The sequence below is a fragment of the Kitasatospora sp. NPDC023120 genome, assembly GCF_055560835.1.
Window position 1 is genome coordinate 1 of sequence record NZ_JBVHHY010000003.1, and the last position, 25,180, is coordinate 25,180.

A 25,180-nucleotide genomic window follows, 5' to 3' on the forward strand; every position below is an offset into this window, starting at 1 on the left:
CGCCAGTCGAGTACGAAACCGACTACTACCTTGCCACCACAAAACCGCAGGTCACAACCACAACCTGAGATCTCTACCGAACCCGGGGCGGTTCAGGGGCCGTTGATGAACGCAACAGGGGTTTGGCGGCCCGTTGAGTGGCTCCCGTCCTGGTCGTGCTCGCCATCGAGCTGAGAACCACCCGTCTCCACGGCCTTGTTGGCGCCGATTGATCCTCAGGTCATGCGGCGGGCAGACCACAGTATGCCAAGCGCGCAATGTGAGCGTGACATGATTCTGTGTGAGTGTCGCGTTCAGGGGGGCGTATGGCTATCGAGTTGCCAGGCGAGCTGGTATGGGTCATGGACCTGCTGGGACTACCGTGGCCCAATGTCAACGAGGACAAGGTGCGGGAGTATGCCGGCCATGTCCGGAGGTTTGCTTCCAACATCGATCACACGCATGCTGCGGCGACAGCCACCCTTCAGGAGATGGCGCACCACTACCAGGCTAAGTCGTATGAACAGATGGTGGCCCGCTGGTCGAAGATGACCAACGACCACCTACATGAACTGGTCGCGGTGTGCAACGGATCGGCGACTGCCCTTGATGTTGCTGCGGATGCCATCGTTGCGATGAAGCTGGCAGTGATCGCCGAACTCGGCGTGCTCGCCGCCGAGGCCGTGGGCGGGGCGATAGCCGCTGTAGCGACGCTCGGCCTTGCCTCGGCCCTTGACGCTGCCGCGGTGGCCGCAACCCGACGGGTCGTCAGCAAAATGATCAAGGCGGCCGAGGAGGAGATCATCGCAATCCTCATCACCAAGGCTACAGAGCCGCTCCAGAAGGAGGTGGAGAAGGCCGTCAAGGGCATGGTCTTCGCGGGCGTAAAGAAGGCTCTGGCCGGTGTAGATGGGGATCTGGTCACGGACACCGGCGAAGGCTTCGCCATCAACCCTCTTGGGCTACTCGCGCTGGCCGACAAAATGACAGGTCACGGAGATGCCGTCCGCGGCCACGCCAAGGACTTTACGACAGCGACCGCGGCGGTGAGCTTCGCTTGAGCCGCCACCCGATCACCAAGGCACTGGAAGACGCCGCCAAGAAGATTGGCACCACAATCAGCAAAGAGGCTGCGGCCGCAGTCAGCGACATGTACCACCATGCGGCCCATGGCACCAAGCAGGTGGCAAAGAATGTGGCCGCAGCCGATGAGGCGCACAAACGCAAAATCCTAGAGCTGGCAGAGAAGATAGCCGCCCACCCGGGCAAGGGTGGTGAGGGCTCACAGGCGCGGATCGCGGCCCAGCATGATGCGAGGACCAAGCTCGCCTCGGCAGTCGGCGTGAAGGGCGACTTCGACGTTGAGTACCAGATCGACAGTGGCAAGTATCCGGAGTCCGCGAAGCACATCGCGGAAGCTCAAAAGGGCATGATCTGGCGCGGTCATTCGCATAGCCCAGGTAGTCCGCTCCCTTCTGTCCTGACCATTGATCGGGGTGGCGCTAAGCAAAATCGCAAGGATTCACTGCGAGGGATTCGAACCAACCGTGGCACTCAACGCGATGAGTATCCTCCGGCCATGTTCAAAGAGGGCGGGACTGGGGCTAGCGTAAAACACATATCCGGGCCTGATAATGGCGGATCTGGATCGACAATGGGGAATGCGCTAGAATTGCTTAAAGACGGAACACGGGTGAGGATAAAAGTGATATAGATGGGGATTGCGAGTGTCTATGAATAAGAGTGAGAAGATTATTTCCGATGCGAGGAAAGGCAACTTCCTCGCCGCTCTTCCGGATCTGCTGGAGATCGCGTCCAGGAAGGGCGGGCCCCGGGGACCGGTATGGGAGGCCGCAGCCGCAGCGGTGCAGATCCTCTTCTGGACGGGGGAGTTTGCACAGGCCGCCGATCTGACCCAGGGTTTGATCGAGCGTGATGGCCCGCTCGGCGGTGAGCTGTGTGATCAGTCCGTCCCCTTCCGGTCGGCGCTTCTTGCAGGCCAGCTCTATGCGAGTGAGCCAGCTGCAGCCCGGCTCGCTGCCTGCGTCGAGAGCATCCCGGACGGTCGCTACCTACGGAGAGACCTTGAGTGGCTCTCCCAGGAACTGCCTCGACAGGGCATTGAGCCTCTCCTGCCTTGCCACAACGAGTGGGGCGGGGCGGTTCGTCCGCTGGACGGCGTCATCGGCGCGGGGCTCGTCGACCGCAACTACCAGGAGCTCGACAGGAAGCAACGCCGGTTGGTCTGGGAGGCGCTGTCTGAGACCAACGACTTCGAAAGGGCGCACCACCTGCTCACCGACACGGGGGAGACGCCCGAGCAGTACTCCATCTGCCTGTGGATGGCGGGATGGTATGCGACCCAGAGCGACGTCGAGCATGGTGAGCGGATGCTGCTGGCCGCGCACAACCGATGGTGGCCCTTTGCCAAGTGGGACGCCATCCCCGATGCGCCCGTTCTCCAGCCGACCCTTCGTTTGGTAGTCACCGACAAGGTGCGCGACCATTACCTCACCAGGCCGATCGGCCCAGAAGCACAAGCAGCGGAGTGAAACGGATGCCCGACAGCCCCCTGGACCAGTTGATCGGCCGCGCCCGCGGCCCGATGGGCCCCGCGATCGAAATCGACTTCGGCCACGAGACCGGACCGCTTCACGAGCTCGGAGTCCTACTCGGCCAGATGAACGGCTTCTTCGCCTTCAACGCCGGCATCCAGGTCTTCCGGGCCGGGGAAGAAGGGCTGGGACCCGACCTCCTCTCCTGGAACTCCGACGAGCTGTGGAAGAGCACGTACGGCGGCTTGGCCGACCACGTCCTCTGCTTCGGCCAAGACCTCTTCGGCACCCAATTCGCGATCGTCGGCGGCGAACGCGTTGTCACCTTCGACCCCGAGACCGCAGAGACAGAAGATCTCGGAAGCAGCCTGAACGACTGGGCCGCCTGGCTGCTGAGTGACCCGGATGTGAACGCCGCCGCATCCTTCGCCTACGAGTTCCAGCAGCAGAACGGCGCCCTCACCCCCGAACAGCGACTTGTGCCGCTCCAGTTCTTCGTTGCCGGCGGTGACTACAGCTTTGAGAACGTAGTGGTGCGCGAGGCAGGCGAAGCGATGCGAATCAGGGGCCCGATCGCCCAGCAAATCCACAGTCTTCCTGACGGCGGCACGCTCCACCTAGGAGTCACGGAGTAGTTGGGCCGCTCTCCACCGCGCCGTCTGGGGCCGCCGTCGCAACGGTGGCCCCAGCACAGTGAGCGTTTAGTCGTTCGTTCAGGTTCTCGGAGCACCAGTCGGGACAGACCAGACGGGGGCGCCATACAGTTGCCGTTACGTTACCGCCAGCACCCGTCGACGCTGGTGGTAGCAGACTTGCATCCCAGCGCAACGCTGGATCGCCGACGCACTCTTGGAACTCGCCGGTCAGGGCTCCCAGCTGATCATTACCTCGACGCAACCCACCTGCACCGTCCTTCCCACGGCCCGTGTCATTAAGATCGACCGTAGTGCCCACCCGCACTGCCTCCTTCGATCCAAACAAGATCCCCTATGGCCCGCCGCTGTTCACCTAGGCCGTCAGCTGGTCCTTGCAGTGCTGGACCACTTTGGCGATCTCAGCCTCGGTGACGAAGGCGCCCTGTATGCGGCTCGGCTTGGCGGCGCCCATCGGCAGGAACAAGGCGTCGCCCTCGCCGATCAGCTTCTCCGCGCCACGCTGGTCGAGGATGGTCTGGGAGTCGGCCATCGTCGAGGTAGCGAAGGCCAGCCGGGACGGCACGTTGGCCTTGATCGGGCCGGTGACCACGTCCGTGGAGGGGTGCCGTGTGGCGAGCACCAGGTGGATGCCAGCGGCGGGAGCGTGGTGGGTGATCCGGACCACCAAGTCCTCGGTATCTTGGCGGGCGACCATCATCAGATCGGCCAGCTCGTCGATGACCACCAGCAGATACGGGTAGGGCGTCACTTCTCGGTCGCTTCCGGGTGGGGCCTTGACAGTGCCGGCCCGCACAGCGGCGTTGAAGTCGTCCATATGCCGGAAACCATAGGCCGCGAAGTCTTCGTAGCGCAGGTCCATCTCGCGCTCCACCCACTGGAGCGCCTGAACGGCCTTCTGAGGGGTGGTGATGACCGGGGTGATCAGGTGCGGGATGCCCTCGTAAGCCGCCAGTTCAACCCGTTTCGGGTCGATCAGCACCATCCGGACATCGTCGGGGGTGGTGCGTACCAGCACGGAGGTGATCAGGCAGTCGATGAAGGACGACTTGCCCGCTCCAGAGGCACCAGCAACCAGCAGGTGCGGCATCTGTGCCAGGTTGGCCATCACGGTGCGGCACTCGACGTCCTTGCCCATGCCGACCAGCATTGGATGGTCGTCCTCGGCGGCGGTGCGCGAGCGCAGCAGGTCGCCGAGGGCGACTATCTCCCGGTTCGGGTTGCGGATCTCCACACCGACCGCGGCCTTGCCGGGGATCGGTGAGACGATCCGGACATCGGAGGTGCCGACCGCGTAGGCGATGTTTTTGGCCAGCGCGACGATCTCCCCGGCGCTCCCAGTGGGCCCGAGCTCGACCTCATAGCGAGTGACCGTCGGGCTCCGGGTGAAGGCGGTGACCCTGGCGTCCACCTTGAACCCTGTAAACACGCCTTGCAGCTGGGCTACTGCCTCGTCGTTGAACTCGGACCGAGCCGTGCCAGGGGCACCACGCTCCAGCAGGTCGAACGGCGGCAGGGTGTAGTACAAGAGCGGGGCTGCGCGCCGGGCGATAGGCACGTCGCCTTCCCCAGCGATCCTCAGCTGCGGGGTAATCACAGAGCCTGCGGTCATCCACCGGTGCACCTGCCGGTACAGCTCGACGATCGTCAGGTGTCCTGTGGGCCCGGTCTGCCGCAGAGCGCGCACGAGCGCACCGGTGAATGGGCTGGGCCGGCCTGGGGTTGTGGCCGCCTTAGTGAGCTGGGTCGATCTGCTGCTGGTGAGCACGAACCTGCCTCTGCCCGAGGCCGGGGCCTTGGCGGCGCCCTTGAAGGCGCCGCTATAGCAGCAGTCGAGGATGACGATGGTGGTGCCCGCCGGCGAGCCGTCGATCATGTTGTTGATCTCGATCGCGCTTAGCGCGGTGGCCCGTAGGCGGTTGGTACTGGTGTCCTTGGCACACAGGTAGAGCGTTCCACGCTCGTCGGTCTGGCCGTGGCCGCTGTAGTACAGCAACAGCACGTCATCACGGGTGGCCGAGGTGAAGAACTCGTCGACCTGCTCCCTGATGTCCTGGATCCCGTTGTCAACCAACTGCCGGACGTCTTCGCCTCGAAACAGCCCGATCTGCTCGTCCGTCAGCGCCTGCTTCAGCTGCTGGACGTCGACTCGGGGCCCGTCCAGGTCGAGAAGGGCGTGTGGGTCGCGAGGAAAGCTCGTGTTGCCGATCAGAAGGCCTCGATAGCGGCCCCCTCCCGCCATCAACCGTCTCCCAGACGGCTGCGGATCGCCTCTGCCAGCGCATGGAACGATGCCTGGTCGACGTTGTCGCCACTGATCTGGAGCGACCGTTCGCCTCCAGTCTCGTCGGTCCAGGTGACGGTGAGCGTCCTCGTCTTGTCCCGGGCCAGCCAGGCACGAAAGCACGCCACCGCGGCGGTCAGCGCGCCGGAGGAGCCCACCGCCAGTATCACCGTGTCGACGGCACCCTTCCACCCTGGCTCGGGCACGCCGCGGGAGAAGACCGTCCCGGCCTCCTCACGCAACGCGGTGTGCAACGCCGCGACCTGGTCCTGCCACCGTGCATCCCCAGAGTCGAACCTGCCAGTTTCGGCCAGGATCGTCACCTCAACAACCGCCACCACGAGCCCCCTTGTCTACCTGCAGCAGCATCATGCCCGAGAACCTCCGAGCCGGTCCTCACTTCAGCAGAACCGAGGAGCCGGAGACGGCTTCCTCAGCTGGGAAGCACTTGTCAGTCACCTATCGGTTCCTGTGCTCACTGCTGGTCGGTCAAGGCAGGAGCTGGACATCTAACTGATGATCAGAAAGAAGCAGACTAGCTGGCAAGTGCCGTTACGCCGGATGCGCCAACTGCGAAGTTGTCCTCACCGTGGCCGGTGGGCCCGGAGCAGCAGGGTGTCGGCAGAGCGCGGGCCCGGCGTCGCCGCGGGGAGCCGGTTGATGCTGATCGCCGTGAACCCGGCTTCGTCCAGCAGCTTCGTCCAGACGTGCTCCTGGAGGACCCAGCGCGGCATCGTCGTCGGGGCGCCGTCCGGGGTGCGGGCCGGGATGTCGGCGTGCTGGACGTCCGGCTCGGCGGGCGCGCCGCCGATGTAGTGGCCGAGCGTGGAGGCGGCGAACAGGCCGCCGGGGCGCAGGGCGCGGGCAGCGGCCGGCAGCAGCAGGCGGGGGTCGGTGAAGTCGACGGCGCCGAAAACCGAGTAGACGACGTCGTACTCGGCCGGGTGCTCCTCCAGGTGCTCGACCACGTCGGCATGCACCGGGCGCAGGTATGGCGCGAGATGGCCGTAGAGGTCGCAGGCCAGCGCGTGCTGGGCGGGGGAGGCGTCCACGGCGTCGACCCGGGCGGGCGCCGAGCGGGTGACGAGGTGGGCGGCGTGCCGGGCGGCACCCGCGCCGAGGTCGGCCACGGTCAGGCCGGTAAGGTCACCCAGCACCTCGGCCCCCGGCCCACCGTCCTGGGCCCAGACCCAGGAGAAGGAGCCGGGGACGGACCGGTCGGTATCGGTGCAGGTGCGGCCGTAGTGGTACCAAAGGTCTGCTGCCGCCGACTGGGCAGGCGAGATGGTGGTCACCCGGACCATCCTCGCCGCTGGCGTGCCCCGGCGCACGGGCTTGGGGGAAGACCACCGGAGACAAACAGAGTTGGCCCGAATCGCTCTGCTGCAGGCGCCTGGGCAGGAGCAGCATGGAGCGATAGCGCAAGATCTCGCAACCAACGAGTGCAGAGGGACGTCATGTCGCTACTGTTCATCGCAAAGGACCCGAACAGCCCCGACGGTGAATCGCCGACGGTCTGGGTCGATGAGGAGACGAGGGACCTGGTGATCCAGGGATGGAAGATCGACTCGGCAACGGAAGCCGAGTGCCTGGCCACTGGTCGCATCCCCGATCACGAGGCAGTCGTCCGTGTGCCGGCGCGGCTCGCGCAGGCGATCAGGGAGGCTTTGGATGTCGCAGAGCGCCGCGGTGAAGATTGACGAACTGCTGAGGAGCACCATCCACTCCGCGCTCCACCTGGAGATGCGCGACGGCTACATGCAGGACGACCCCGCACTGCACGCGTGGCGGGCCGGGCACCGCCTGGACCCCACCGATAGGGCATCGTGGTGGCGGCCGTGGCTGGACGTCATCGCCGAAACCGTCAGCCGCGGTGTGGAGATCCGCAGAGCGCGGATCGTCTCAGAGCCGGTCAGCGAGTACATCCGCTACGAGTACGATGTGACGTTCCCCAACGTCGAGGCCGGAGAGCAGGTCCGTTGGCTGCCTCGGCGCAACGCCAGCGACCTGGCGCTGCCTGGCAACGACTTCTGGCTCTTCGACAGGCACCTGGTGAGGTGGGGCCACTTCTCCGGGGACGGTGATGCCCTCGGCGGTGAACTCACCGAGGATCCGGTCGCGGTGCGGCTTTGCGCCGATGCCTTCGAAAAGGTGTGGGAGCGAGCAATCCCGCACGACCAGTACAAGATCTGACCGGCGCACCCACGAGCACACCGGACCGACAGCATCATGGCGTACACCCCGTCCTCCAGCGTCGTCGCGGCCCGCAAGGCCCTCGCCGAGCGGCTCCGGGACCTGCGGAGGGACGCGGGGATTACCGGCGACGAGCTGTCGGCCCGGTGCGGCTGGGACCCTGCCAAGACCTCCCGTCTCCAGGGCGGCAAAGCCGCCCCGTCCGACGCCGACATCCGCGCCTGGTGCCGGGCGTGCGGCGCCGAAGACCAGGCCCAGGAGCTGGTCACCACCTCTCGCGCGGTCGAGTCGATGTACGTCGAGTGGCGCCGCATGGAGAAGACAGGGCTGCGCCAGGCACAGGACTCCGTGCTCGACCTCTACCGGCGCACCCGGCGCTTCCGCGTCTACGCCAGCCGGACCGTGCCAGGCATGGTCCAGACCCGCGCCTACACCACGGCTGTTCTTCGGGCCGTGCAGCGGACCCGGGCGATCGTGGACGATGTGGAGGCTGCGGTGGAGTCCCGGATGGCCCGGCAGGCGATGGTCTTCGCCAGCGGCGCCACGTTCGCTCTCTTGGTCGAGGAGGCGGTACTTCGCGGAGCAGTGTGCGACGCGGACGCGATGGACGGCCAGCTCGGCCACCTCATCACGGTGAGCACCCTGCCGCAGGTGAGCCTGGGCGTCATCCCGTTGGCCACGGGCCGAACCAGGTCGCCAGCGGAAGACTTCTACATGTTCGACGACGCCCAGACCTCCGTCGAACTGGTCAGCGGGCACCTACGGCTGACACAGCCGCACGAGATGGAGATGTACGCCCGCACATTCGCCGAGCTGTCCCAGATGGCCAAGTTCGGGGCGGAGGCCCGGTCGCTGATCGCGGCATTCATCGACCACCGCAAGTAGCTTGCGCAAGAACTCGCAAGATCATGGCTCTCCGGAACGGGTACTGCGTAGCGTCTGCGCAACGCCACTTCACGGAGAGGCAGCCACGATGCGACCAGCACTGGAGCGTTCGACGGCCCGCCCGCAGGAATCCGGCCTCAGGGGCCGATACCTGAGCCGGATCACCGCCCGGCCCCAGCAGATCGTCCTGCAACCCACAACCTTCTGCAATCTCAACTGCGGTTACTGTTACCTGCCCAAGCGCGACTCGAAGAACCCGATGCCCGTCGCGGTCGCGAACGCCGTCGCCGGCTCGGTTGCCGACCTGATTACGCCGGACGGTCCGCCGCTGCGGATCATCTGGCACGCGGGGGAGCCGCTGGCGCTCGGCACCGGCCGGTTCACACAGCTCCTCGACCCGTTCGAACCGCTGCGCGCAACCGGTCGCCTCCAGCATGCCGTCCAGACCAACGCCACTCTCATCAACGACCGCTGGTGCGACCTCCTCGCCGCCTACGGTGTGCGCATCGGAGTCAGCATCGACGGCCCACGCGCTCTCAATGAGCGCCGTGTAGACCGGTCCGGCCGCCCTGCCTTCGACCGCATCCTGCGCGGCATCGGCAGGCTGCACGAACGCGGCCTGCCGTTCTCGGTGATCTCCGTCGTCAGCCGCGAGAGCGTCCACGACCCCGAGGCGCTGCTCGACTTCCTTGCCTCCTTGGGGTGCCGTTCCATCGGCCTGAACATCGAGGAGTACGAAGGAGCTAACACCGGCCGGACGACACCCGACCTCACCGACACCGTTGGCTTCTGGGAACGCGTGATCGCCTGGAGTCAAAACAACCCCGACGCTCCGTCGATCCGCGAGCTCGACCGGCTCGGCGGCTACCTGCGGATGACCCGCGAAGGCAGCCGGTCCTGGTGGGAGACAGGCCGCCACGATCCGATTCCCACCGTCGCCGCCAACGGAGACGTCGTGCTCCTCAGTCCTGAGCTCGCAGACACTCCCGCACCCGGCTACGACGACTTCCGCGCCGGCAACATCCTGGAACTGCCGCTGGCCGCCATCCTCGCCCGCGCACACCGACTCCGCTACGTCCGAGAGTTCCTGACCGGTCTGGACAACTGCCAAACCCACTGCGAGTTCTTCGACTTCTGCCGCGGCTCCCAGGCCGGCAACCGCTACTTCGAGCACGGCTCTTTCACTGCCACGGAAACCGCCTACTGCCGCTCCACCGAACAAGCCCTCATCCTCGCCGCCAGCAACAGCATCAGAAAGGACACCGCCGCGTGAACGCTCTCGCCGAACTCGCCACCGCCACCTCCCCGCAGATCGAGCACCTCCTCCAGCAGACCACCCGCACCCCCGCGACCCTCGACGACGGCTGGAACAACCAGCCGACCTGGAGCAACAACCCCGGCTCGCCGTGGGACAACCAGCCCACCTGGGACAACACCCCCGTCAACCCGTGGAACGACTGGCACAACGGCCCGGCCTGGGCGGACTTCCCGAACAACCGATAGCCGCCAGTAGCCCTGCCACAATCAGCGCCACCAGCCGGGCCCGCACCCAACGGCGGGCCCGGCCCCGCCCTCACCGCCCCGGAGCACCAGCACCATGAGCACCCGCACCTACGGCACCGTCAGCGTCACCCTGCCCGGCCTCGACCCGGATAACAAGCACCTGCAACCGGTCACCCACCTCGCCGGCGACAGCATCCGCGACTTCGTCTATGCCGACGCCGACCTGCGCGACCTCGACCTCACCGACACCGCGCTCCTGGCAGGCCGCATCCGCAACCTCTCGGCCCAGCGCGCCACGTTCGAAGGTGTCCGGCTGTCCTCCCTGGAAATCACCGACAGCACGATCGCCACCTTGACCTGGTCCGGAAGCCGCACCACCCAGACCCGCCTGGCCGACAATCGCCTCATGGGAGCCGCGATCACCGCCGTCACCCTCAGTGACACGCTCTTTGAGGGCTGCCGACTCAACTACGCCACGTTCGACAACGTCCGCGCGGGCGGCACCGTGGTCTTCGACCGCTGCAACCTCACGGAAGCCACCTTCACCGGCTGCGACCTGCGCGGCGTCGTGTTCCGGGACTGCGTCCTGGACAAGACCGTCTTTGGCCCCGGCCGCTACAAGGACACCGACCTGCGAGGCAACGACCTGAGCACCATCAGCGGTGCCGCCAACCTCTCCGGCATCCTCCTCGACCCCGCGCAGCCCGCCCAGCTCACGAATGCGCTGATGGTCGAACTCGACACCACGATCCGGCCGCTGGAACAGCACTGACGAGGAGCGCCCGTTGCCCATCGCCATCGCCTACCGTGACCTTGCCGCCCTGACCGCCCGCTGCGACGTCGCAACCATCCGCACCGACAGCCTCGACCCCGCCTTCGAACCCGGAGCCGCGGTCCCCACCGGCCCTTGGATGTCCATCACCGCGACAGCCGCCCGTCGCCTGGCCGCCGAACCGGGCACCCCCGCGAACCTGCTCACCCAACTGGTCAGCTTGCCCCCGTCCTTCAACCTGGAGCGGGCACTGGCCACAACCACCGGCGCACCCACCGACCTCCCCGGCTTCGCCGATGGACCGGCCCACTACCTCGGGACAGTCACCAGCCCACCCGGCCAGGCCACCACCACAATCAACCACCACAGCGGGCGCCTGCTCGGCATCCACCTCGACAACTGGGACCGCCTCCCGTACCCGCAACGGCACCACTCCCGGCGCCGCTTGTGTGTCAACCTCGGCCCCGGCTCCCGCTACCTTCTCCTCGGACACCATGACGCCCAACACATCGCCCGCGCCGTGCACCCCATCGACTTCGCCACTCGATGGCCGCACACCGATGACATCCGTCGCTACCTCGCCAACGGCGGCAACCCGACCTGCATACGCCTGCGCCTCGAACCTGGCGACGCCTACCTCGCGCCGACTGAACTCCTCCCGCACGACGGCTCCACCGTCGACCTCGGCCAGTCCTCCACCGCTGCGTTCTGGCTCGGCTCGTTCCCACCCCACGCCTTCCCCGGCCTCCTGTGAGAGGGCAGCCCGACATGGTGAACAACTGCTCGCCCCGGCCACCGCTTGCCCTGCGGCTACGGTCGAGGCCGACAACGGTCTCCTTGGTTCGGCAGGGATAAGGAACCAGTGCATGGACCAAGAGGAACCGATGGAAGAGCGGTCGCCCGCCGCTCCCTGCCCGGTCAGCAGGCCCGGCGCACCATAGAGACGCCGGGCCGTAGTTGTGTTCAGGGAACCCTCAAAGGACACCGAGGTCGAAGTCGCCGGCTGCCACCCTGCGGAGAAGAAGTGCATAGGTTTCCGGAGAGAGGGCCAGTGCCGGCCCTTCGGGGTCCTTCGAGTCCCGGATGTACATCATTGAGTTGGCAGCGGCGACTTCAACGCAGTCTCCATTGCCGCCGCTGTAGCTGGACTTCCTCCACGTGACCTGCAACGTCGTGGAGTTCGGCACGATGCTCACTTCAACCGGTCTTTCTGCTCAGCGATGAAGTTGAGGGACTGGCTGACGGGCCACGCTTCGGCAGCGACCTCACGGAACGCCCGATCGAAGACACTCACCCGCTGTGGATCTTCAACCCACTCACTGGTCAGCAGTCCTTCAAGTAGTACGACGTCGAGGTCACTGCCAGGGAATCCGAGGATGGAGAACGGCCCGTTCATGCCCTGGTGGACCCCGGTCTCTGAGGGCATCACCTGGATGGTGATGTTCGGGAGGACAGCGAGTTCCAGCAACTTCTCCAACTGCCCGCGCATGACGTGTGGTCCGCCTACCAGGCTGCGGAGGGCAGCTTCATGGACGATGGCCCACATCTCCAGCGGCTTCGGCTGGGTGAGTACGGCCTGCCGTTCACGGCGGACGCGTACTCGTGCCTCGACGTCCTCAGGTGACGCGCCTATTGCCAGACCACTGATGGCTGCGCGTGCGTAGTCGGCGGTCTGGAAGAGTCCTGGGATGAGTTGCACTTGGCAGGTGCGGAACGAAGTCGCCGAGGACTCCAAGCTGATCTGGTCAGCCAACCATGGCGGCAGCACCTCCTGGTAGTTGAACCACCAGCCGCGCTTGTTGCCTTCACGGGCGACCGCCACCAGTGATTCGCGGAGTTCGTCGTCGCAGTCGTACGCGCGGGCGATCTTGTCGACGTCGGCGTGCTTCGCCGGCGTCTTGGCCAGCTCCAGCCGTGACAGCTTGGCCATGGTGATGCCCGTAAGTTGTTCGACGGCCTCCAGGGTAAGGCCTCGCTTCTCGCGCAGCGCCCGCAGCTGGTTGCCGAGTTGGCGTTGCCGAACCGTGGCTGCCGCCATCGGCAGTACCCCTTTCTCAGATCTGAACCATCAAGTGGCCAGTCTGCCTGCTGCGTCGTGGCGCTCGCCAGCCATGTCCAGGCCTGCCATGCGAGCCCGCTCGCCGCCAATGAGAATTCTCAAAGTTTGCAGAACGACTTGTACTGACTGCCCATCAGCTGCCATCCTCTGTGTCACGGATCGCATGGCATCGCCTCCGGGCGGTGACCGGTGATCGCGCAGTTGAGCATGTCTAGATCCAGAGCGGGGGGCTCTCAATCACCCCGCGGGCGGCCGAAAGGCCCTCGGAAACACCTTCAAGCCGCCGTACCGGCCCCGGAGGGGACTGCCATGCACCGCGTCTTACAGCTTCACGCTTCGCTCGAAACCGCGTCCGTGGGTGTCATCCGCAATCTGCTCGCCGCCCAAATCGTCCAGGCCGGCATCATCCTCGACAAGGACCGGGCGTACGCGCTCCGGCTCGGCTCGTCCGAGCTCATCGACAACGCAATTAAGTACAGCGGCGCTGAACATGCCTGTTCGGGAGCCGAGTTGTTGATCGAAGGCGATGTCGACCACGAACGCAAACGACTGCGTATCACGGTCACAGACCCCGGTGTGACCGTGCCGAAGATGCTCGGCTGTGACGACCTGGGCGCGACCGGCGGCCGGGGCCTCGTGGTCGTGGCCGGCTACGCAGAGGACATCGGGTGGAGCCCGTACCTCGACGGCGAGGCTCAGGTTGGCTGGTCCGTATGGTTCGAGCTGGACGTGCAGGAACTGCCGCCGATCTTCGGTCAGGCCACCGCTGATGCGGAAGTGCAGCCGGAGGGTCCGGTTTCGGCGTTGCCGAGGCTGCGCACCTTGAAGACGTTCGCCTTCACCCGCAGGCGGCAGCTCGCCTTGGGTCGGCCGTTCCGGCGAGGCAGGGAGCGTCGCGCCGCGTAGGCGACACAGTCCAATCCGAAGCGGGTCTGTGGCTCCGCTCGTAGTGAGCCGCGCAGCGAGGCCGGTCAAGGCGCTCGGCCTCCACTCCCGCCCCGGTGCCTTCCCCCAAAAACCCGCAGCGCGGGAAGGCGCCGGGCCGCCCGGCCGCCCCACTGCGCCCCCCAGCCGGGGGCGGCCGGGCCATGCCCTCCAACATCCAGACGAGAGAGGCACGATGCGCACGCTCGCCAGGGTTCCACCCCACGTGCTCGGCGGCCGCTGGCTCGCCGGTGTCACCAGCAGGCCTACCCAGATCCAGGGGCAGTGGCGGTGCGGGCGGCCCGCTCCGGTTCAGGTGAGCTGCCGCTTCGACGTCGTCATGGTCGTCGGCGAGGCCCTGACACGGACGGTCCTGGCCGAGTTGCGCGACAGCGGCCAGGTGATCGGGCCGGTCCTGTACGACCACAGCGCCGAGACCAGCTCCTGGCTGGTGCCAGTTCGGCCCGGCGCGGCCTGGCAGATGCCGTTCACCGTGCTGCTGACCGCACCGGCGGACGGCCGCGAACCACCGCTGGTCGCCATGCCGGCACCTGGAGTCGGTCGAGTCGGGGCTCTGGAGTGGCTGGTCCAGCCGGACGGCAGCGGGACGCTGACCCGCCACGCGGACCTCGCGGTTGCACTGCGCCGGGCCCGCTCCGCTCTGAACAGCTCATCCCAGGCACGCAGGCCGGAGACCGACCCCAGCCGAACGGCACGGAGGGCAAGATGACCACGATCGTTTCGACTGCGCTCACGCGCCAGGTGGTCGGGGGCATGCGCTGGCTCGGCGCGTACACCCGCGACCCGGACGCGACCTGGAGGGCCTGGTCGAAGGGGCGGGCGGTGCCCGTGCCGGCCGGCCGAGGCTTCGCTGTGGTCCGGCTCCCGGAGCCGCTGGGCCGAGCCGCCGTTCGCGCGCTGCTCGGGAGCGCCCCCAGTCTCGTCGGCCCGGCGCTCGTCAACCACTCGGAGGATGTCGTCGAGATCCTCGTGCCCATTGCCCCGGCCGTGTGGCAGGGCCCGGACGCCGAGCTGATCGACGGAAGCCGGATCTCGACGCGAATGGTCAAGGTGCCGCCGCCCGGCCGCCGGGCAGACGGACGGGATTGGTTGTGCCCGCCTCGGGCGCTGCCCGGCTGCTCCGCGGTCCTCACCGACCCGTACCGCCTCGCCGGAGCCGTAGACGTCGCCCGCAACGCACTCCTGGCCGCCGGCTACCGGTTCAACCCTTGATACCTCCCGCTGCCGACCGCTGCCCCCGAGCGCGGTCCGCAGTGGGACCACTTCGCCAGCTGTGCCCTGCCGACCCGGCGGCACGGTTTGGCGCGCCTTCTCCCCGCCTGCACGATGACGAACCCAGGAGAGCCAGTGATGGTCGACGGCACCGCCGCCTACGAGACCTTGCAGAGGTTGGCCACGCCGAAGCTGCGACCGGGCACGCTCTTCGAGGACGGCGCGCCGCTGCTGCCCCTGGATGAGGCGGCCGACGCCATCGCGGCCGAGCTGCCCCGGCTGGGCGGTCCCGCGCTGACCAGCCCGCCGCTGGACCTGCTTGCCGCCGCCGTGACGCGCACCGCCGTACGCCTTCGGCGCGCCGACGACATCGACCCGCGGGCCGCGCTGCTGGACCTGCTGGCCGACGAACTCCGTGACGCCGAGGCAGAGTTGGAAGAGGGTGAACATGCGGACGCGGTGGGCCGCGTTCGCCGGGTGTGTGTGATGATGCTCTGCCTGGACGTGATCGCCAGCCGCGCCCCGGCAGACGGCGGGCGATCCGCCAGGGCGATCGGCCCTGCGCAGGCATCCAGTCTCCCGGGACGGCCCCGCTTACGTGCCGTGGAGCCCGTCGTGCTGCCGCGATCCGCCATCTTCTCTACGTCGGAGCCCGGCTGGCCGGTACCCGACGTGCCGTGGGCGGGCCCGCGCCTGGGCGACGCCGTCCTCGGTGCGCACTTACGGCACCTGCGCGAATGCCAGGACCTGTCATGGGCCCAGATCGCCGACCGCCTGTCCACGGCCTCCCGTACGGACGCCGACACCATCGCCGACCTGGAAGCCGGAACCGGCACGGCGCTGCGCGAGGCAGCCCACCGGGGCGAGCTCGGCGCCTACCTCCACGCTTACGGGGCGGGCGCGGTCGCCACCGCCGACATCCACCAGCTCCTGGCCGATGCCGAACAGGCGAGGCCGGGTTACTCCATCGACCGCGGACCCGGTCGCCTGCACCGGTACCAGATCATGGAACAGAGCGCCGAGACCTTGCTGCTCCTCGGCTCCGTCCTGGTCCCCGCTGCGCTGCGCACCCCCGCCTACGCCGTGGCCGCGTCACTGGACGCCCCCGAGCTACGGGTCCCCGGCGATGTACCGCGACGCGGGGTAGCGCCCGTCCTGGAGGCCGGGTGCTCCTTGTGCCGGATATACCGGGCGGACCTGCTGGTGCACTCGGATGCCGCCAGCGCCTGGCAGCTGGGGGTGGGCAACGAGCAGGCCGCCGCGTTCGAGGAGCGCCTGCGGCGTCCGGGGGCACCGGCGACCACGGTGATCCTCGCCTGGAGCGTGCTGGACCGCCGCTTCGGCGGGCCCCGCGTCCACGCCGAGCAGATGCGCCACCTCTCCGACCTGGCCCGCACCACCGCCCTGAGGGCGGCCGTGCTGCCGTTCAACGACGAGTACCTCGCCACCCACGACATCGCCGTCCTGCGCACCGGCGAGCACGCCGTGACCGCGTCCTGGGGCCTGTTCGACGTGACGTACCAGGAAGGCGCGCACCACCGAGCGGGGATGGCGCTGGAGCGGGCGCTGCCACCGGACACGAGCGTCGAGCTGCTGGAACGGGCAGCAGCTGGAGACCTCCCTCGGCGGGGACAGCTGTGATCAACAACTCCCTCACCCTGGCCGGCGCCCGCCTTGCCACCAGTCATACCACTATCCCCACGGCCCGCGCGGCCGACCTACCGCTGGACGATCTCGTGACCCATGCCCTGGATCAGGCCTACGGGGCCCTGGACGAATCAGTTGCCCGTTTCTACCGGGGCCTCGGAGCGCAACCGTTGCCTGGGGCGACGGTCGACGCCGCCATGGCTGGTGCCGTCTCCCGTCTCGACCCTGCCACCACCGTCGAGCACATCGTCACCCTCATGAAGCGCGGGCTCCTTCTCGAGGTCGACAACACCCAGGGCTTCTACCGGTTCGCGCTCGCAGACGGCCGCCTGCACGCGGTCACGCTGGCCAGCCGGACCGACAGCGCCGAGCAGACCGCCGCCGCCCGCCGCCGAGCCCTGGACTGGCTGCTCGCCGAAGCCCTCGCTGCCGCTCGTGCCGCCCACCCCTTCCGGCGCCACGCCGAACCGCACCTGCTCTACCCGCCCCCGCACCGCGCCGCCCTCACCACCCCAGAGCAGGGACTCACCTGGCTGCGCACCCACGGGCCCTACTTGCGCACCGCGATGGAGACCGCCGACGCCCACGGCCTCGACGACATCACCGCACACCTCGCCCACGCCTTCTGGCCCTGGCTCCTTCGTGACCGCAACTACCCACTGTGGCAGTGGGCCTACGACCTCGCCGTCCCCGCCGCCGAGCGCCTCGCCAAGGCCGTTTCCAGCCCCGGCAGCCGATTCTTATTGGCCGACCTGCTCGGCGCCCGCTCCAACGTGCGCCGCTCCACCGGCAACCACAGCGGCGCCATCCAGGACCGCGGCGCCGCCCTCGCCATCGCCACCGAAGACAAGGACAGCGAAGGCCAGGCGCAGCACCTCCAGGGCCTCGGCCGCGCAACCCTCGCGGCGGGCAACCCCGGTCTCGCACGCGTCTACCTGACCGAGGCGCTGCGCCGACGCGCCGAACTGGGGAACGGCCGCGACACCGGGGTCACCCGCGTGGCGCTCGCCGTCGCACAGCACGAGGTCGGCGACACCGACGCCGCCCTGGCCAACCTGCGCGAAGCCTTCGACGAGCTGCGCGCCGCCGGCGACGGGCTGAACACCGGCCGGGCCCTCGCGTGGAAGGGACGGATCCTCGCCCAGCGCGGTGAGCACGGCCCCGCCGCCGAGGCGCTCGCCGCCTCCCTGAACCTCTTCATCGCCCAGCACGCCCCCTCGTGGCAGGGCCGAGTCCTGCTCTGGGTGGCTGAGAGCGAGGGCGACCAAGGCAACACGGACACTGCCGCCGACCTGCTCCGGCGTGCCCGCGGCCTGTGCACGGGCAGCCAGGCCGACCTGGAGGACATCGCCACCGCGGCGGAGCGTCTGGGGATCGACTGTGACTCCTGACGAGAGCCGCGAGATCATCTTCACGACAGCGTGGCGCCAGGGCCTTGACCCGCGCGGCGCCGTCCTACTGCAGAGCGGCCCCCACCACACCTGGCGTCTTCCCAAGTCTGGCGCGGTCGGCAAGATCTGGCGCCCTGGGACCAGCTTCGAGGACGCCCTGCGGGCGAGCCGCATCGCCCTGTGGCTGCTGCGCAACGGAATCCCGGCCGCACGGCCGGTCGGCCGGGACGCCTACCCCGTGGAGCACGTGGGCCGCCATGTGTGGCAGGTGACCTTCGCCGAAGACCTCGGCGAACGGCGCCCCACGCTCGCCCAACTCGGCGTGACACTGCGACGGTTGCACGATCTGGAGGTCCCGAAGCAGCTCGGTCTGCCGGTGTTCAACCCGTTCCCCGCGCTGGCCCGCCGGATCGGAGACCTTCCGGACGGCACCCTGTCTCCTCAGCAACTATCACGCGTCCGGGCGTTGCTGGCCGATGCCCGAGCGGCCTGGAGGACGGCGCGGTGGCCCGAGCGGTGCGTCACACACGGCGACGTCGGCCCGGGAAACAGCATCCTCACCGGCAAGGGGCCGGCGCTGATCGACTTCGAGCGAACTGCGATCGGGCACCGGTGGCGGGACCAGGCGGCCGCCGCCTGGCGGCGCGACGTCTTCGGCCAAGACCCCCAGGAGTACGACGAGTTCGCTGAGGCCTACGGCGACGACGTGACAGCCCTGGACGGTGGCCGCATCTATCGCGAGGTGCTGACCCCCGAGTTCGCGCTCAACGCCTGGCTCAACTGGGCCGAATACGCCCAGGCCGAGCCCGAGTTGCGGCCCGAGGTGGGCCGGCGCTTGGCCACCCTCCTCATCGACCCGCTCCCGCCGTTCCCCTGGGCCTGGGCCGCCAACGCCGCCCAGGCCACGCAGTCGGAGCCTGCAGCGTGAGGGGCAACCCGCCGGCCGTGCCCGGCGACCGCGCGGCCGCCCTCGTCGCCCGTACCGGCATTCCCGTCCTGCTGCTCGTCGACCAGCTCGACCTGCCGACTCTGACCGCCAGCACCGAAGGCGACCCACGCCGCTACACCTCCACCACGGCGCTGTACGAGGACGGCGTCCGTACCGAGGTCCACACTCCCGGCGGGCTGAACCCGGTCCAGCTCGTCCGCCAGGCCCTGCCCGGCGGGTCCAGGATCACCAGCGCCTACCTCTCCACCCCTGTGGAGATGACTCGCGTCGTCGAGGTGCGCCACGGCGGCCTTCTCGCCCGTGCCGCGGTTTGGAACGGCTGGACCCTGCTCCAGCTCACCCCCGACCAGAACGGCCGAAGCCGCCTCCCGGCCTTGCGGCTGATCGGCGCGGACACCCTGTTCACCGGCCGACCCGGACGCCCGTGCCAGCGGTCTGGCAGCACAACACCGTTATCCCTTAGTTGATTTGGACCTTCCGTGACCAATTTCACGTTCCGCAACGACGCCGATCTCGACCCCGCGGCGTACGCCCGCTACTGCGGCATCATCGAAGGGGCGGCCCCGCTGGTGGCTGACCTGTCCGGCCTGACCCTGCCTGGGCACGTCATCGCCTGCCCGGTCACCCCGAAGCAGTTCGTCGAGCGGCAGGTCGAGCACTCCGGGCTGATGTTCGCCCTCGCCATCGGCGCCCTGCCGGACGGCATGTTCCCCGACGACGCGGTCACCGCCATGAACGCGCAGACGCGTACGTACACCGAGCAGATGGTCTCCCAGCTCTACCCGACCTCCCGGGTGGCGGTTATGTGGCGTGAGGACGGAGCCGCAGAGCTCACCTTCATGCCGCAGGTGTACGACGAGCACCTCCACCCCACCGACCGGCAGCTGACCACGATCTTCGCGCACCAGCTCACCCACCTCTCCCAGTACGCCCTGCGCCCCGAGCTGGCGTACGCGCCGCTCAAGTGCAAGCTCCGGGACTCCGCTGCAGGTCTGCCGCCCGAGCAGCACAGCAACCCCGCGGCCCTCACCTTCGGGTACGCCCAGTACGTCGAGCGCCTCGTCTCCAGGGCGCTGTGCGGACAGGACGTCATCGGTGCCCTGCCCGGCGAGCCGGAACCCAGCGCCCTGTACACGGAGCTGCGGCGCCATCCTCAGGCCCCGACCAACAGCCCGAACTTCGACCTCGGCGAGCAGCTCGTCACAGCAGTCGTCGCCGAAGGCGGGTTCCCGCTGCTTCGCACCGTCCTGACGCGGGAGGACCTGTATCCGACCGACGCCGACGTCGAAGACCCGGCCCCGTGGATTGCCCGCCTCCAGGCGGCCGACGAGTCCACCACGGGCAACGGGGCTTCCCCGGCATCCGTGTAGCGGCCGACGCGCCGGATGCGGCGGGGACATCGCACGTTCGCTTCCGCCGTTCCCCGTCGCCCTGCGCGCTGACCGGCGTGTCACCTACCGCCTGCACGACCTCACCCAGAGGAGAACCGCTATGCCCGTCTCCCTGCCGGATCCGGTGCGCCGCGCCGACACCGGCCACCTGTGGCACCCGTGGAGCCCGATTCGCACCGACGCGCCTCGCCTGGTCCTCACCGGCGGTGAAGGCTGTCAGGTCACCGACGACCACGGCCGAACCTACCTCGACCTGCGCGCTGGCACGCTGAACGCCATCGTCGGCTACGGCGAGCAGCGCGTCGTCGACGCGATCACCCGCCAGGCCGGGCAGCTGATGACGTGGGACCTGGCGGAGGTGACCACGCAGCCGGCCGCGCTGCTCGCCGAGCGGATCGCCGCGCTGTGCCCGCCGGGCCTGTCCCGCACCCTGTTCTGCAACTCCGGGTCCGAGGGCATCGAAGCCGCCTTCAAGATCGCCCGGATGTTCCACTGGATCAACGGCGACACGGATCGGATGGTCGTCGCGTCCTGGGCCGACGGCTACCACGGCGCCACCACCGCCGGGATCGCCGCCACCGCGGCAGAGTTCCGCCGCGACGGCGCGGGACCACTGCCGGACGACGGCTTCCTTCACCTGGCCACACCTCGGTGTGCCGGGTGCGCAGCCGGCGTGCCCGGACACGAGTGCCGGATCCCCGGCGTCGAGGAGTGGGAAGCGCAGCTCGCCGTCGTCGGCGCGCACCGGGTGGCGGCGATCCTGGTCGAACCGGTGCTGAGCGTCGGCGGGGTCATCGTCCCGCCGGACGGCACCCTGGCCGAGCTGCGGGCGCTGTGCGACCGGCACGGCATCCTGCTGATCGCGGACGAGGTCGCCACCGGGATCGGCCGAACCGGGCATCTCCTCGGCTTCCAGCACGACGTCGGCCACGGCAGCGGCCCGGACATCGTGGTCACCTCCAAGGGCCTGACCGGGGGATACGCGCCGCTGGCCGCCGTCACGGTGCGCGAAGGCATCTACGAGGCGTTCGCCGACGACCCGCACCTGGGCGGGCTGCGCCACGGCCACACCACCGGCGGCCATGCCACCGCGTGCGCGGCCGCCCTCGCGGTGCTGGACATCGTGGAGGCCGAGGACCTGCCTGCCCGCGCCCGCACGGTCGGGACGAGCGTGCTGCGCTACCTGCGCGAGCGGCTCGCCGATGCGCCGAAGGTGCGGGACGTTCGCGGCCGGGGCCTGCTGATCGGCGTCGAGATGGTGTCCATGGACGCGGCGCGGTCGGTGGCCGCCGCCGCGCAGGAGGCCGGTGTTCTCGTGCGGGCCTTCGGCTCGGTTCTCACCATCGCCCCGCCGCTGGTCATCACCGAGGACGACGCCCTGTCGGGTGCGGCGGTCGTCGCCGATGCCGCAGGCCAGACCGAGACCGGGCGGTGAGGAGCGTGCGGGACACCGTGGTGCTGCCGCTGGCCGGCATGGGCAGCCGTCTGGGACTGCCGATCGCCAAAGAGCTCGTACCGCTCGGAGACGGCCGGGTCGCGCTCGACCACACGCTCGACCTGCTCACCCCGCACGCCGACCGGCTGCGCCTGGTCGCCGTCCTTGGCGACGGCCGTGAGGCCACCGCCCGGTACCTGAGCAGTCGGTGCCACAGCCTCGGGCTGCCGCTCGCCCTGTGCGGGCAGAACCCGGAGATGCCGGAGTCCACCGGCGCGGTCCTGAGCGCCGACGCCTGGTGGGGCCGGGCGAACGCGGTGCTGCTGGCCGACCAGGTCCTCTCCCGCCCGGCGCCCGGCGTCGTCGGCGAACTCCTGGACGCCATCCGCAGCGGACACCCGGTCGCGTTCCTGACCGCCGACGAGGCCGATCCCGAGCGGCTGGCCGTCGACGGGGCGCTGCGCCTGGAACAGGCCCCGCGAGGCGCCCGGCGGGTGGCGGACTTCGCCGACAAGCCCGGCCCGGCGACGGCCGAGGAGCGTGCCTTCAACGCCGTGTGGTTCGGCTACGGATTCGCCGCGTCGGCCGGGGCGGCGGTGCTGGACGTGCTGCACCGCGCAACGCTCGGCGAGGACATCGACCGGGCGGCGCTGGGACCGCTGCTGGGAGCACCGGCCTTCGACACCGGTCCGTTCGCGGACCTGGGCACCTGGAACGCGGTGCGCGCCCACATCGCCGCAGGCGACCGGTAACCCGCCCCAGCGGCCCGGCCCGGCCCGCCCGGTCGGGCCGCACCCTGCGCACGGTCATCACCGTCGCCAACCAACCCTTGACACCACCCTCGTGAGGAGCCGCCGTGCCCGCCTTCGCCCCTCAGACCAGCACCGGGCGCCCCGCCGGCCCGCTGCCCGGATTCCGTCCCACCCCGGCCGCACCCATCGACCTCGGCTCATGGGCTGTCGACGACACGACGGCAGTCGGGCGCGTCGCCGGCGCCTACCGCACCCGCGGCTACGCGGTCGTCGAGGTCCCCGGCTCCACACCGGACACCGACGACCTCGCCGCGCTCGCCACCGCGCTGCACCTCGGCGCGGCCTACACCCCCGGCCACTACCGGCAGAGCCCGCACACCCACAGCGGGGTCAGCCGCCTGACGGCGACCGACGACCCGGCCCACCCCTTCCAGGACCGTGCCGGCCAGCACCTCCACAGCGACGGCACCCTGCAACCCCTGGGGCAGATCGCCACGACCGTGATGATGTGTGTGCGCCCCGCCCGCGCGGGCGGCCACACCCTGCTGTTCAACGCGGTCGGCGCGTTCACCGCGCTGCGCGAGCACGACCCGGACGCCGCCGCCCAGCTGCTCCACCCGGCGGCCCTGCTGCGCACCTCGGACCTGGCCGGCGTCAGCGGTTCGAGGTCCACGTCCGGCCCGGCATTCGGCTGGGACAGCTCCGGCGGACTGATCAGCCGGTTCAGCCTGACCAGCACCGACACCTACCACCCCAGCGAGCCCGCCAGCCAGCACCACCTCGACCGGGCCCTGCAGTTCATGGCGGACGCCGCCGCACCCGAGGCCGGCTACTCCTGCACCCTCACCCTGCATGCCGGTCAGGCCCTGATTCTCGCCAACGACCGGCTTTCCCACGGCCGGACCGCGTTCACCGACACGCCCGCCCGCCCGCGACTGCTGCTCCGGGGCCTCTACACCGCCCGCCCCGCCGGCACCTGACCCCCGACAGAGCCCTACCTCCCGAAGGAGGCCATGTTGATCGCCCCGCCCGCGTTCCCCTCGTTCGAGCACGCGTACACCGCGGTCCTGCGGCACGTCAGCGACAACCACCAGTACGCCAACGCCCCCCGTGGCAACGACAGCCGGGAGTGCATCGGCACCAGTTTCCAGCTCACCGACCCCCGGCAGCGGACCCTGTTCCTCACCGCGCGGCCCGTCAACCCCGTCTACCACCTCGCCGAGGCGCTCTGGTACCTCGGCGGACTCCGCGACCTCGCCATGATCACCCACTACGCGCCGAGCCGGCGCGCGGACTCCCGCAACGGCACCACCATCGACGGCTCCTCCTACGGCGCGCGGATCTTCGCCCCCGCCACGGCCGACGGACCATCGCCGTTCGACCAGGCCCTCGCGCTGCTGCGCTCCGAGAAGGACAGCAAGCGCGCATACCTGCCCGTGTTCAGGCCCGGCGAACTGGACGACCCGGCCAGCCCGGACGTGCCGTGCCTGCTCGGCCTGCACCTGCTGGTCCGCGAAGGGCGCCTGCACCAGGTCGCCTACATGCGGGCCAACGACGCCGACCGCGGCCTGATCGCCGACGTGTACTCCTTCACCCTGATCCAGGAGTTCACCGCGGCGCTCCTCGGCCTGGAGCTGGGCACCTACACCCACCACACCGGGTCCATGCACCTGGGCACCCGCGGCCTGCCCCGCGTCGGGCGGGTCCTGGCCGAGGCGGACGCCGCCCCGGACGGCCACCCGCGCTTCACCGTGCCGCCGATGCCCGCCAACACCACCTGGGCGCAGATCCGCACGGTGCTGGACCACGAGCAGCTCCTGCGGACCAACCAGGCCCAGTACAGCGCGAGCGACATCGCCCGCCTGGACCTGCCCCGGTACTGGCAGCAGGCGCTCGTGCTGTTCGAGGCCCACCGCCAGCTCACCCACTGCGCGGCCGACCCGGTTGAGTCGGACATCCTGAACGCCCTGGAACCGGGAACGCGCTGGCAGCTGGAGCACCGCTGGCCCGCCCGGATCCCCTCCGAGAGCGCGGCCAGGTGAACCGGCACCCGGCCGCGCCCGGCGACGTCGACTGGTCCCGGTGGAGCGTGGTCCTCCTCAAGCCGGACTGCGTGCGCAGGAACCTCACCGAGACCGTGCTCCAGCGCATCTCCACCATCGCCGAGATCGTCCACCAGCAGCAGACCACCGCCCAGGACTGGCAGATCTTCGTCCACTACTGGGACCTCCTGCTCGACCGCGACCACTTCGACCTGGACGTGCCGGCCAGCCTGCGCGGCGCCTACCTCGGCCAGCCGGTCGTTCTCGCGCTCGCCCACGGCCCGCACGGCACCCCCAAGCGTCTGCGCGACCTGCTCGGCCACTTCGACCCCGCCCAGGCCACCCCCGGCACCATCCGCGCCGACCTCGGCACCGACAGCCATGAGGCGGCCCGTGCCGAGTGCCGCCTGGTCGAGAACCTCGTCCACACCTCCGACGACCCCACCGCGGCCCACCGCGACTTCAAGACCTGGTTCGGAGCCGACCAACACCACCTGCTGCGCCGTCCCTCCTGACCCGCACGGCGCCTGTCC

Annotated in this window: 28 protein-coding genes and 1 pseudogene; 24 read left to right on the forward strand and 5 right to left on the reverse strand. The window is 69.1% G+C overall.

Translation table 11 applies throughout. The features are described 5' to 3' along the window. Positions 1-305 precede the first annotated feature (305 nt). From ACZ3TI_RS04735 to ACZ3TI_RS04750, 4 genes are read left to right on the forward strand one after another with little or no spacing between them, the layout of a single operon-like run. Positions 306-1,040 carry a WXG100-like domain-containing protein gene (locus ACZ3TI_RS04735; protein ID WP_465723371.1) on the forward strand — a complete coding sequence of 245 codons (735 nt, stop codon included), beginning with the start codon at positions 306-308 and terminating at the stop codon, positions 1,038-1,040. Continuing rightward, positions 1,037-1,693, forward strand: a complete 657-nt coding sequence (locus ACZ3TI_RS04740; RefSeq protein ID WP_465723373.1) for a NucA/NucB deoxyribonuclease domain-containing protein — start codon at positions 1,037-1,039, stop codon at positions 1,691-1,693. The genes ACZ3TI_RS04735 and ACZ3TI_RS04740 overlap by 4 nt, the downstream gene beginning before the upstream one ends. A 19-nt stretch (positions 1,694-1,712) precedes the next feature. Continuing rightward, positions 1,713-2,531 (forward strand): hypothetical protein, encoded by an 819-nt coding sequence (locus ACZ3TI_RS04745; protein ID WP_465723375.1) that lies wholly within the window; start codon positions 1,713-1,715, stop codon positions 2,529-2,531. A 5-nt stretch (positions 2,532-2,536) separates the two neighbouring features. Continuing rightward, on the forward strand, positions 2,537-3,169 hold the full coding sequence (locus tag ACZ3TI_RS04750) for an SMI1/KNR4 family protein (protein ID WP_465723377.1): 633 nt from the start codon (positions 2,537-2,539) through the stop codon (positions 3,167-3,169). A gap of 382 nt (positions 3,170-3,551) precedes the next feature. Here ACZ3TI_RS04750 and ACZ3TI_RS04755 read toward each other — a convergent pair. From ACZ3TI_RS04755 to ACZ3TI_RS04765, 3 genes and pseudogenes are all read right to left on the reverse strand, one after another. Beyond that, positions 3,552-5,429, reverse strand: a pseudogene (locus ACZ3TI_RS04755) (caspase, EACC1-associated type); the annotation flags it as partial. Next, positions 5,429-5,809 carry an effector-associated constant component EACC1 gene (locus tag ACZ3TI_RS04760; RefSeq protein ID WP_465723379.1) on the reverse strand — a complete coding sequence of 127 codons (381 nt, stop codon included), beginning with the start codon at positions 5,807-5,809 and terminating at the stop codon, positions 5,429-5,431. The gene ACZ3TI_RS04760 and the pseudogene ACZ3TI_RS04755, both read right to left, overlap by 1 nt. Before the next feature lie 246 nt (positions 5,810-6,055). Next, positions 6,056-6,775 carry a class I SAM-dependent methyltransferase gene (locus tag ACZ3TI_RS04765; RefSeq protein WP_465723381.1) on the reverse strand — a complete coding sequence of 240 codons (720 nt, stop codon included), beginning with the start codon at positions 6,773-6,775 and terminating at the stop codon, positions 6,056-6,058. A gap of 153 nt (positions 6,776-6,928) precedes the next feature. Here ACZ3TI_RS04765 and ACZ3TI_RS04770 point away from each other — a divergent pair, with 153 nt between their 5' ends. From ACZ3TI_RS04770 to ACZ3TI_RS04800, 7 genes are all read left to right on the forward strand, one after another. Next, entirely contained in the window at positions 6,929-7,171 is a 243-nt protein-coding gene (locus ACZ3TI_RS04770; protein WP_465723383.1) for a hypothetical protein, read from the forward strand. After that, positions 7,143-7,664, forward strand: coding sequence for a DUF6879 family protein (locus ACZ3TI_RS04775; protein WP_465723385.1), 522 nt, complete (start codon positions 7,143-7,145; stop codon positions 7,662-7,664). Before ACZ3TI_RS04770 ends, ACZ3TI_RS04775 begins: the two co-directional genes overlap by 29 nt. A 36-nt stretch (positions 7,665-7,700) precedes the next feature. Further along, complete coding sequence (locus ACZ3TI_RS04780) at positions 7,701-8,549, forward strand: helix-turn-helix domain-containing protein (protein ID WP_465723387.1); 849 nt, start codon at positions 7,701-7,703, stop codon at positions 8,547-8,549. 88 nt (positions 8,550-8,637) lie between these two features. Continuing rightward, a complete protein-coding gene (gene amcB, locus ACZ3TI_RS04785; protein ID WP_465723389.1) occupies positions 8,638-9,822 on the forward strand; it encodes a cyclophane-forming radical SAM peptide maturase AmcB in 1,185 nt (394 codons plus the stop codon). Next, positions 9,819-10,052 (forward strand): multiple cyclophane-containing RiPP AmcA, encoded by a 234-nt coding sequence (gene amcA, locus ACZ3TI_RS04790; protein ID WP_465723391.1) that lies wholly within the window; start codon positions 9,819-9,821, stop codon positions 10,050-10,052. The genes amcB and amcA overlap by 4 nt, the downstream gene beginning before the upstream one ends. Before the next feature lie 94 nt (positions 10,053-10,146). Further along, entirely contained in the window at positions 10,147-10,824 is a 678-nt protein-coding gene (locus ACZ3TI_RS04795) for a pentapeptide repeat-containing protein (RefSeq protein WP_465723393.1), read from the forward strand. Between the two features lie 13 nt (positions 10,825-10,837). After that, positions 10,838-11,578: a hypothetical protein gene (locus ACZ3TI_RS04800; RefSeq protein ID WP_465723395.1), complete on the forward strand. Its 741-nt coding sequence runs from the start codon at positions 10,838-10,840 to the stop codon at positions 11,576-11,578. A gap of 220 nt (positions 11,579-11,798) precedes the next feature. Here ACZ3TI_RS04800 and ACZ3TI_RS04805 read toward each other — a convergent pair whose 3' ends face one another. Next, the gene (locus ACZ3TI_RS04805) at positions 11,799-12,020 is read right to left on the reverse strand and encodes a DUF397 domain-containing protein (RefSeq protein ID WP_465723397.1); all 222 of its coding nucleotides are present in this window, start codon (positions 12,018-12,020) and stop codon (positions 11,799-11,801) included. Beyond that, positions 12,017-12,862, reverse strand: coding sequence for a helix-turn-helix domain-containing protein (locus ACZ3TI_RS04810; protein WP_465723399.1), 846 nt, complete (start codon positions 12,860-12,862; stop codon positions 12,017-12,019). The genes ACZ3TI_RS04805 and ACZ3TI_RS04810 overlap by 4 nt, the downstream gene beginning before the upstream one ends. Before the next feature lie 330 nt (positions 12,863-13,192). On the opposite strand from ACZ3TI_RS04810, the gene ACZ3TI_RS04815 reads away from it, so the two are divergent. The 13 genes from ACZ3TI_RS04815 to ACZ3TI_RS04875 all read left to right on the forward strand — a co-directional run bounded on the left by ACZ3TI_RS04815 (position 13,193) and on the right by ACZ3TI_RS04875 (position 25,162). Beyond that, complete coding sequence (locus ACZ3TI_RS04815) at positions 13,193-13,789, forward strand: ATP-binding protein (protein ID WP_465723401.1); 597 nt, start codon at positions 13,193-13,195, stop codon at positions 13,787-13,789. A 214-nt stretch (positions 13,790-14,003) separates the two neighbouring features. Then, entirely contained in the window at positions 14,004-14,537 is a 534-nt protein-coding gene (locus tag ACZ3TI_RS04820) for a hypothetical protein (protein WP_465723403.1), read from the forward strand. Beyond that, positions 14,534-15,040 (forward strand): hypothetical protein, encoded by a 507-nt coding sequence (locus tag ACZ3TI_RS04825; protein WP_465723405.1) that lies wholly within the window; start codon positions 14,534-14,536, stop codon positions 15,038-15,040. The genes ACZ3TI_RS04820 and ACZ3TI_RS04825 overlap by 4 nt, the downstream gene beginning before the upstream one ends. 138 nt (positions 15,041-15,178) lie before the next feature. After that, the gene (locus tag ACZ3TI_RS04830) at positions 15,179-16,681 is read left to right on the forward strand and encodes a Scr1 family TA system antitoxin-like transcriptional regulator (protein ID WP_465723407.1); all 1,503 of its coding nucleotides are present in this window, start codon (positions 15,179-15,181) and stop codon (positions 16,679-16,681) included. Positions 16,682-16,884: 203 nt separating this feature from the next. Then, positions 16,885-18,078, forward strand: a complete 1,194-nt coding sequence (locus ACZ3TI_RS04835; RefSeq protein ID WP_465723412.1) for a hypothetical protein — start codon at positions 16,885-16,887, stop codon at positions 18,076-18,078. Next, complete coding sequence (locus ACZ3TI_RS04840) at positions 18,068-19,006, forward strand: phosphotransferase family protein (protein ID WP_465723414.1); 939 nt, start codon at positions 18,068-18,070, stop codon at positions 19,004-19,006. Before ACZ3TI_RS04835 ends, ACZ3TI_RS04840 begins: the two co-directional genes overlap by 11 nt. Continuing rightward, entirely contained in the window at positions 19,003-19,494 is a 492-nt protein-coding gene (locus tag ACZ3TI_RS04845; RefSeq protein WP_465723416.1) for a hypothetical protein, read from the forward strand. Before ACZ3TI_RS04840 ends, ACZ3TI_RS04845 begins: the two co-directional genes overlap by 4 nt. A gap of 12 nt (positions 19,495-19,506) precedes the next feature. Next, complete coding sequence (locus ACZ3TI_RS04850) at positions 19,507-20,397, forward strand: hypothetical protein (protein ID WP_465723418.1); 891 nt, start codon at positions 19,507-19,509, stop codon at positions 20,395-20,397. A gap of 121 nt (positions 20,398-20,518) precedes the next feature. Beyond that, positions 20,519-21,853, forward strand: coding sequence for an aminotransferase family protein (locus ACZ3TI_RS04855; RefSeq protein WP_465723419.1), 1,335 nt, complete (start codon positions 20,519-20,521; stop codon positions 21,851-21,853). A 5-nt stretch (positions 21,854-21,858) separates the two neighbouring features. Then, a complete protein-coding gene (locus ACZ3TI_RS04860; RefSeq protein ID WP_465723421.1) occupies positions 21,859-22,605 on the forward strand; it encodes a hypothetical protein in 747 nt (248 codons plus the stop codon). Between the two features lie 104 nt (positions 22,606-22,709). Next, positions 22,710-23,585 carry a TauD/TfdA family dioxygenase gene (locus ACZ3TI_RS04865; protein WP_465723425.1) on the forward strand — a complete coding sequence of 292 codons (876 nt, stop codon included), beginning with the start codon at positions 22,710-22,712 and terminating at the stop codon, positions 23,583-23,585. A 33-nt stretch (positions 23,586-23,618) separates the two neighbouring features. Further along, positions 23,619-24,647, forward strand: coding sequence for a thymidylate synthase (locus tag ACZ3TI_RS04870; protein WP_465723428.1), 1,029 nt, complete (start codon positions 23,619-23,621; stop codon positions 24,645-24,647). Further along, positions 24,644-25,162, forward strand: coding sequence for a nucleoside-diphosphate kinase (locus ACZ3TI_RS04875; RefSeq protein WP_465723430.1), 519 nt, complete (start codon positions 24,644-24,646; stop codon positions 25,160-25,162). Before ACZ3TI_RS04870 ends, ACZ3TI_RS04875 begins: the two co-directional genes overlap by 4 nt. Positions 25,163-25,180: the final 18 nt, after the last annotated feature.

Bases quoted from the DNA above. Each gene is read 5' to 3' on its own strand.
- ACZ3TI_RS04870 (WP_465723428.1), top strand. From the start codon at position 23,619: ATGTTGATCGCCCCGCCCGCGTTCCCCTCGTTCGAGCACGCGTACACC.
- amcB (WP_465723389.1), top strand. From the start codon at position 8,638: ATGCGACCAGCACTGGAGCGTTCGACGGCCCGCCCGCAGGAATCCGGC.
- ACZ3TI_RS04825 (WP_465723405.1), top strand. From the start codon at position 14,534: ATGACCACGATCGTTTCGACTGCGCTCACGCGCCAGGTGGTCGGGGGC.
- ACZ3TI_RS04820 (WP_465723403.1), top strand. From the start codon at position 14,004: ATGCGCACGCTCGCCAGGGTTCCACCCCACGTGCTCGGCGGCCGCTGG.
- ACZ3TI_RS04765 (WP_465723381.1), bottom strand. From the start codon at position 6,775: ATGGTCCGGGTGACCACCATCTCGCCTGCCCAGTCGGCGGCAGCAGAC.
- ACZ3TI_RS04795 (WP_465723393.1), top strand. From the start codon at position 10,147: ATGAGCACCCGCACCTACGGCACCGTCAGCGTCACCCTGCCCGGCCTC.
- ACZ3TI_RS04735 (WP_465723371.1), top strand. From the start codon at position 306: ATGGCTATCGAGTTGCCAGGCGAGCTGGTATGGGTCATGGACCTGCTG.
- ACZ3TI_RS04780 (WP_465723387.1), top strand. From the start codon at position 7,701: ATGGCGTACACCCCGTCCTCCAGCGTCGTCGCGGCCCGCAAGGCCCTC.
- ACZ3TI_RS04810 (WP_465723399.1), bottom strand. From the start codon at position 12,862: ATGGCGGCAGCCACGGTTCGGCAACGCCAACTCGGCAACCAGCTGCGG.
- ACZ3TI_RS04815 (WP_465723401.1), top strand. From the start codon at position 13,193: ATGCACCGCGTCTTACAGCTTCACGCTTCGCTCGAAACCGCGTCCGTG.
- ACZ3TI_RS04775 (WP_465723385.1), top strand. From the start codon at position 7,143: ATGTCGCAGAGCGCCGCGGTGAAGATTGACGAACTGCTGAGGAGCACC.
- ACZ3TI_RS04745 (WP_465723375.1), top strand. From the start codon at position 1,713: ATGAATAAGAGTGAGAAGATTATTTCCGATGCGAGGAAAGGCAACTTC.
- ACZ3TI_RS04770 (WP_465723383.1), top strand. From the start codon at position 6,929: ATGTCGCTACTGTTCATCGCAAAGGACCCGAACAGCCCCGACGGTGAA.
- ACZ3TI_RS04855 (WP_465723419.1), top strand. From the start codon at position 20,519: ATGCCCGTCTCCCTGCCGGATCCGGTGCGCCGCGCCGACACCGGCCAC.
- ACZ3TI_RS04830 (WP_465723407.1), top strand. From the start codon at position 15,179: ATGGTCGACGGCACCGCCGCCTACGAGACCTTGCAGAGGTTGGCCACG.
- ACZ3TI_RS04835 (WP_465723412.1), top strand. From the start codon at position 16,885: ATGGCTGGTGCCGTCTCCCGTCTCGACCCTGCCACCACCGTCGAGCAC.
- ACZ3TI_RS04750 (WP_465723377.1), top strand. From the start codon at position 2,537: ATGCCCGACAGCCCCCTGGACCAGTTGATCGGCCGCGCCCGCGGCCCG.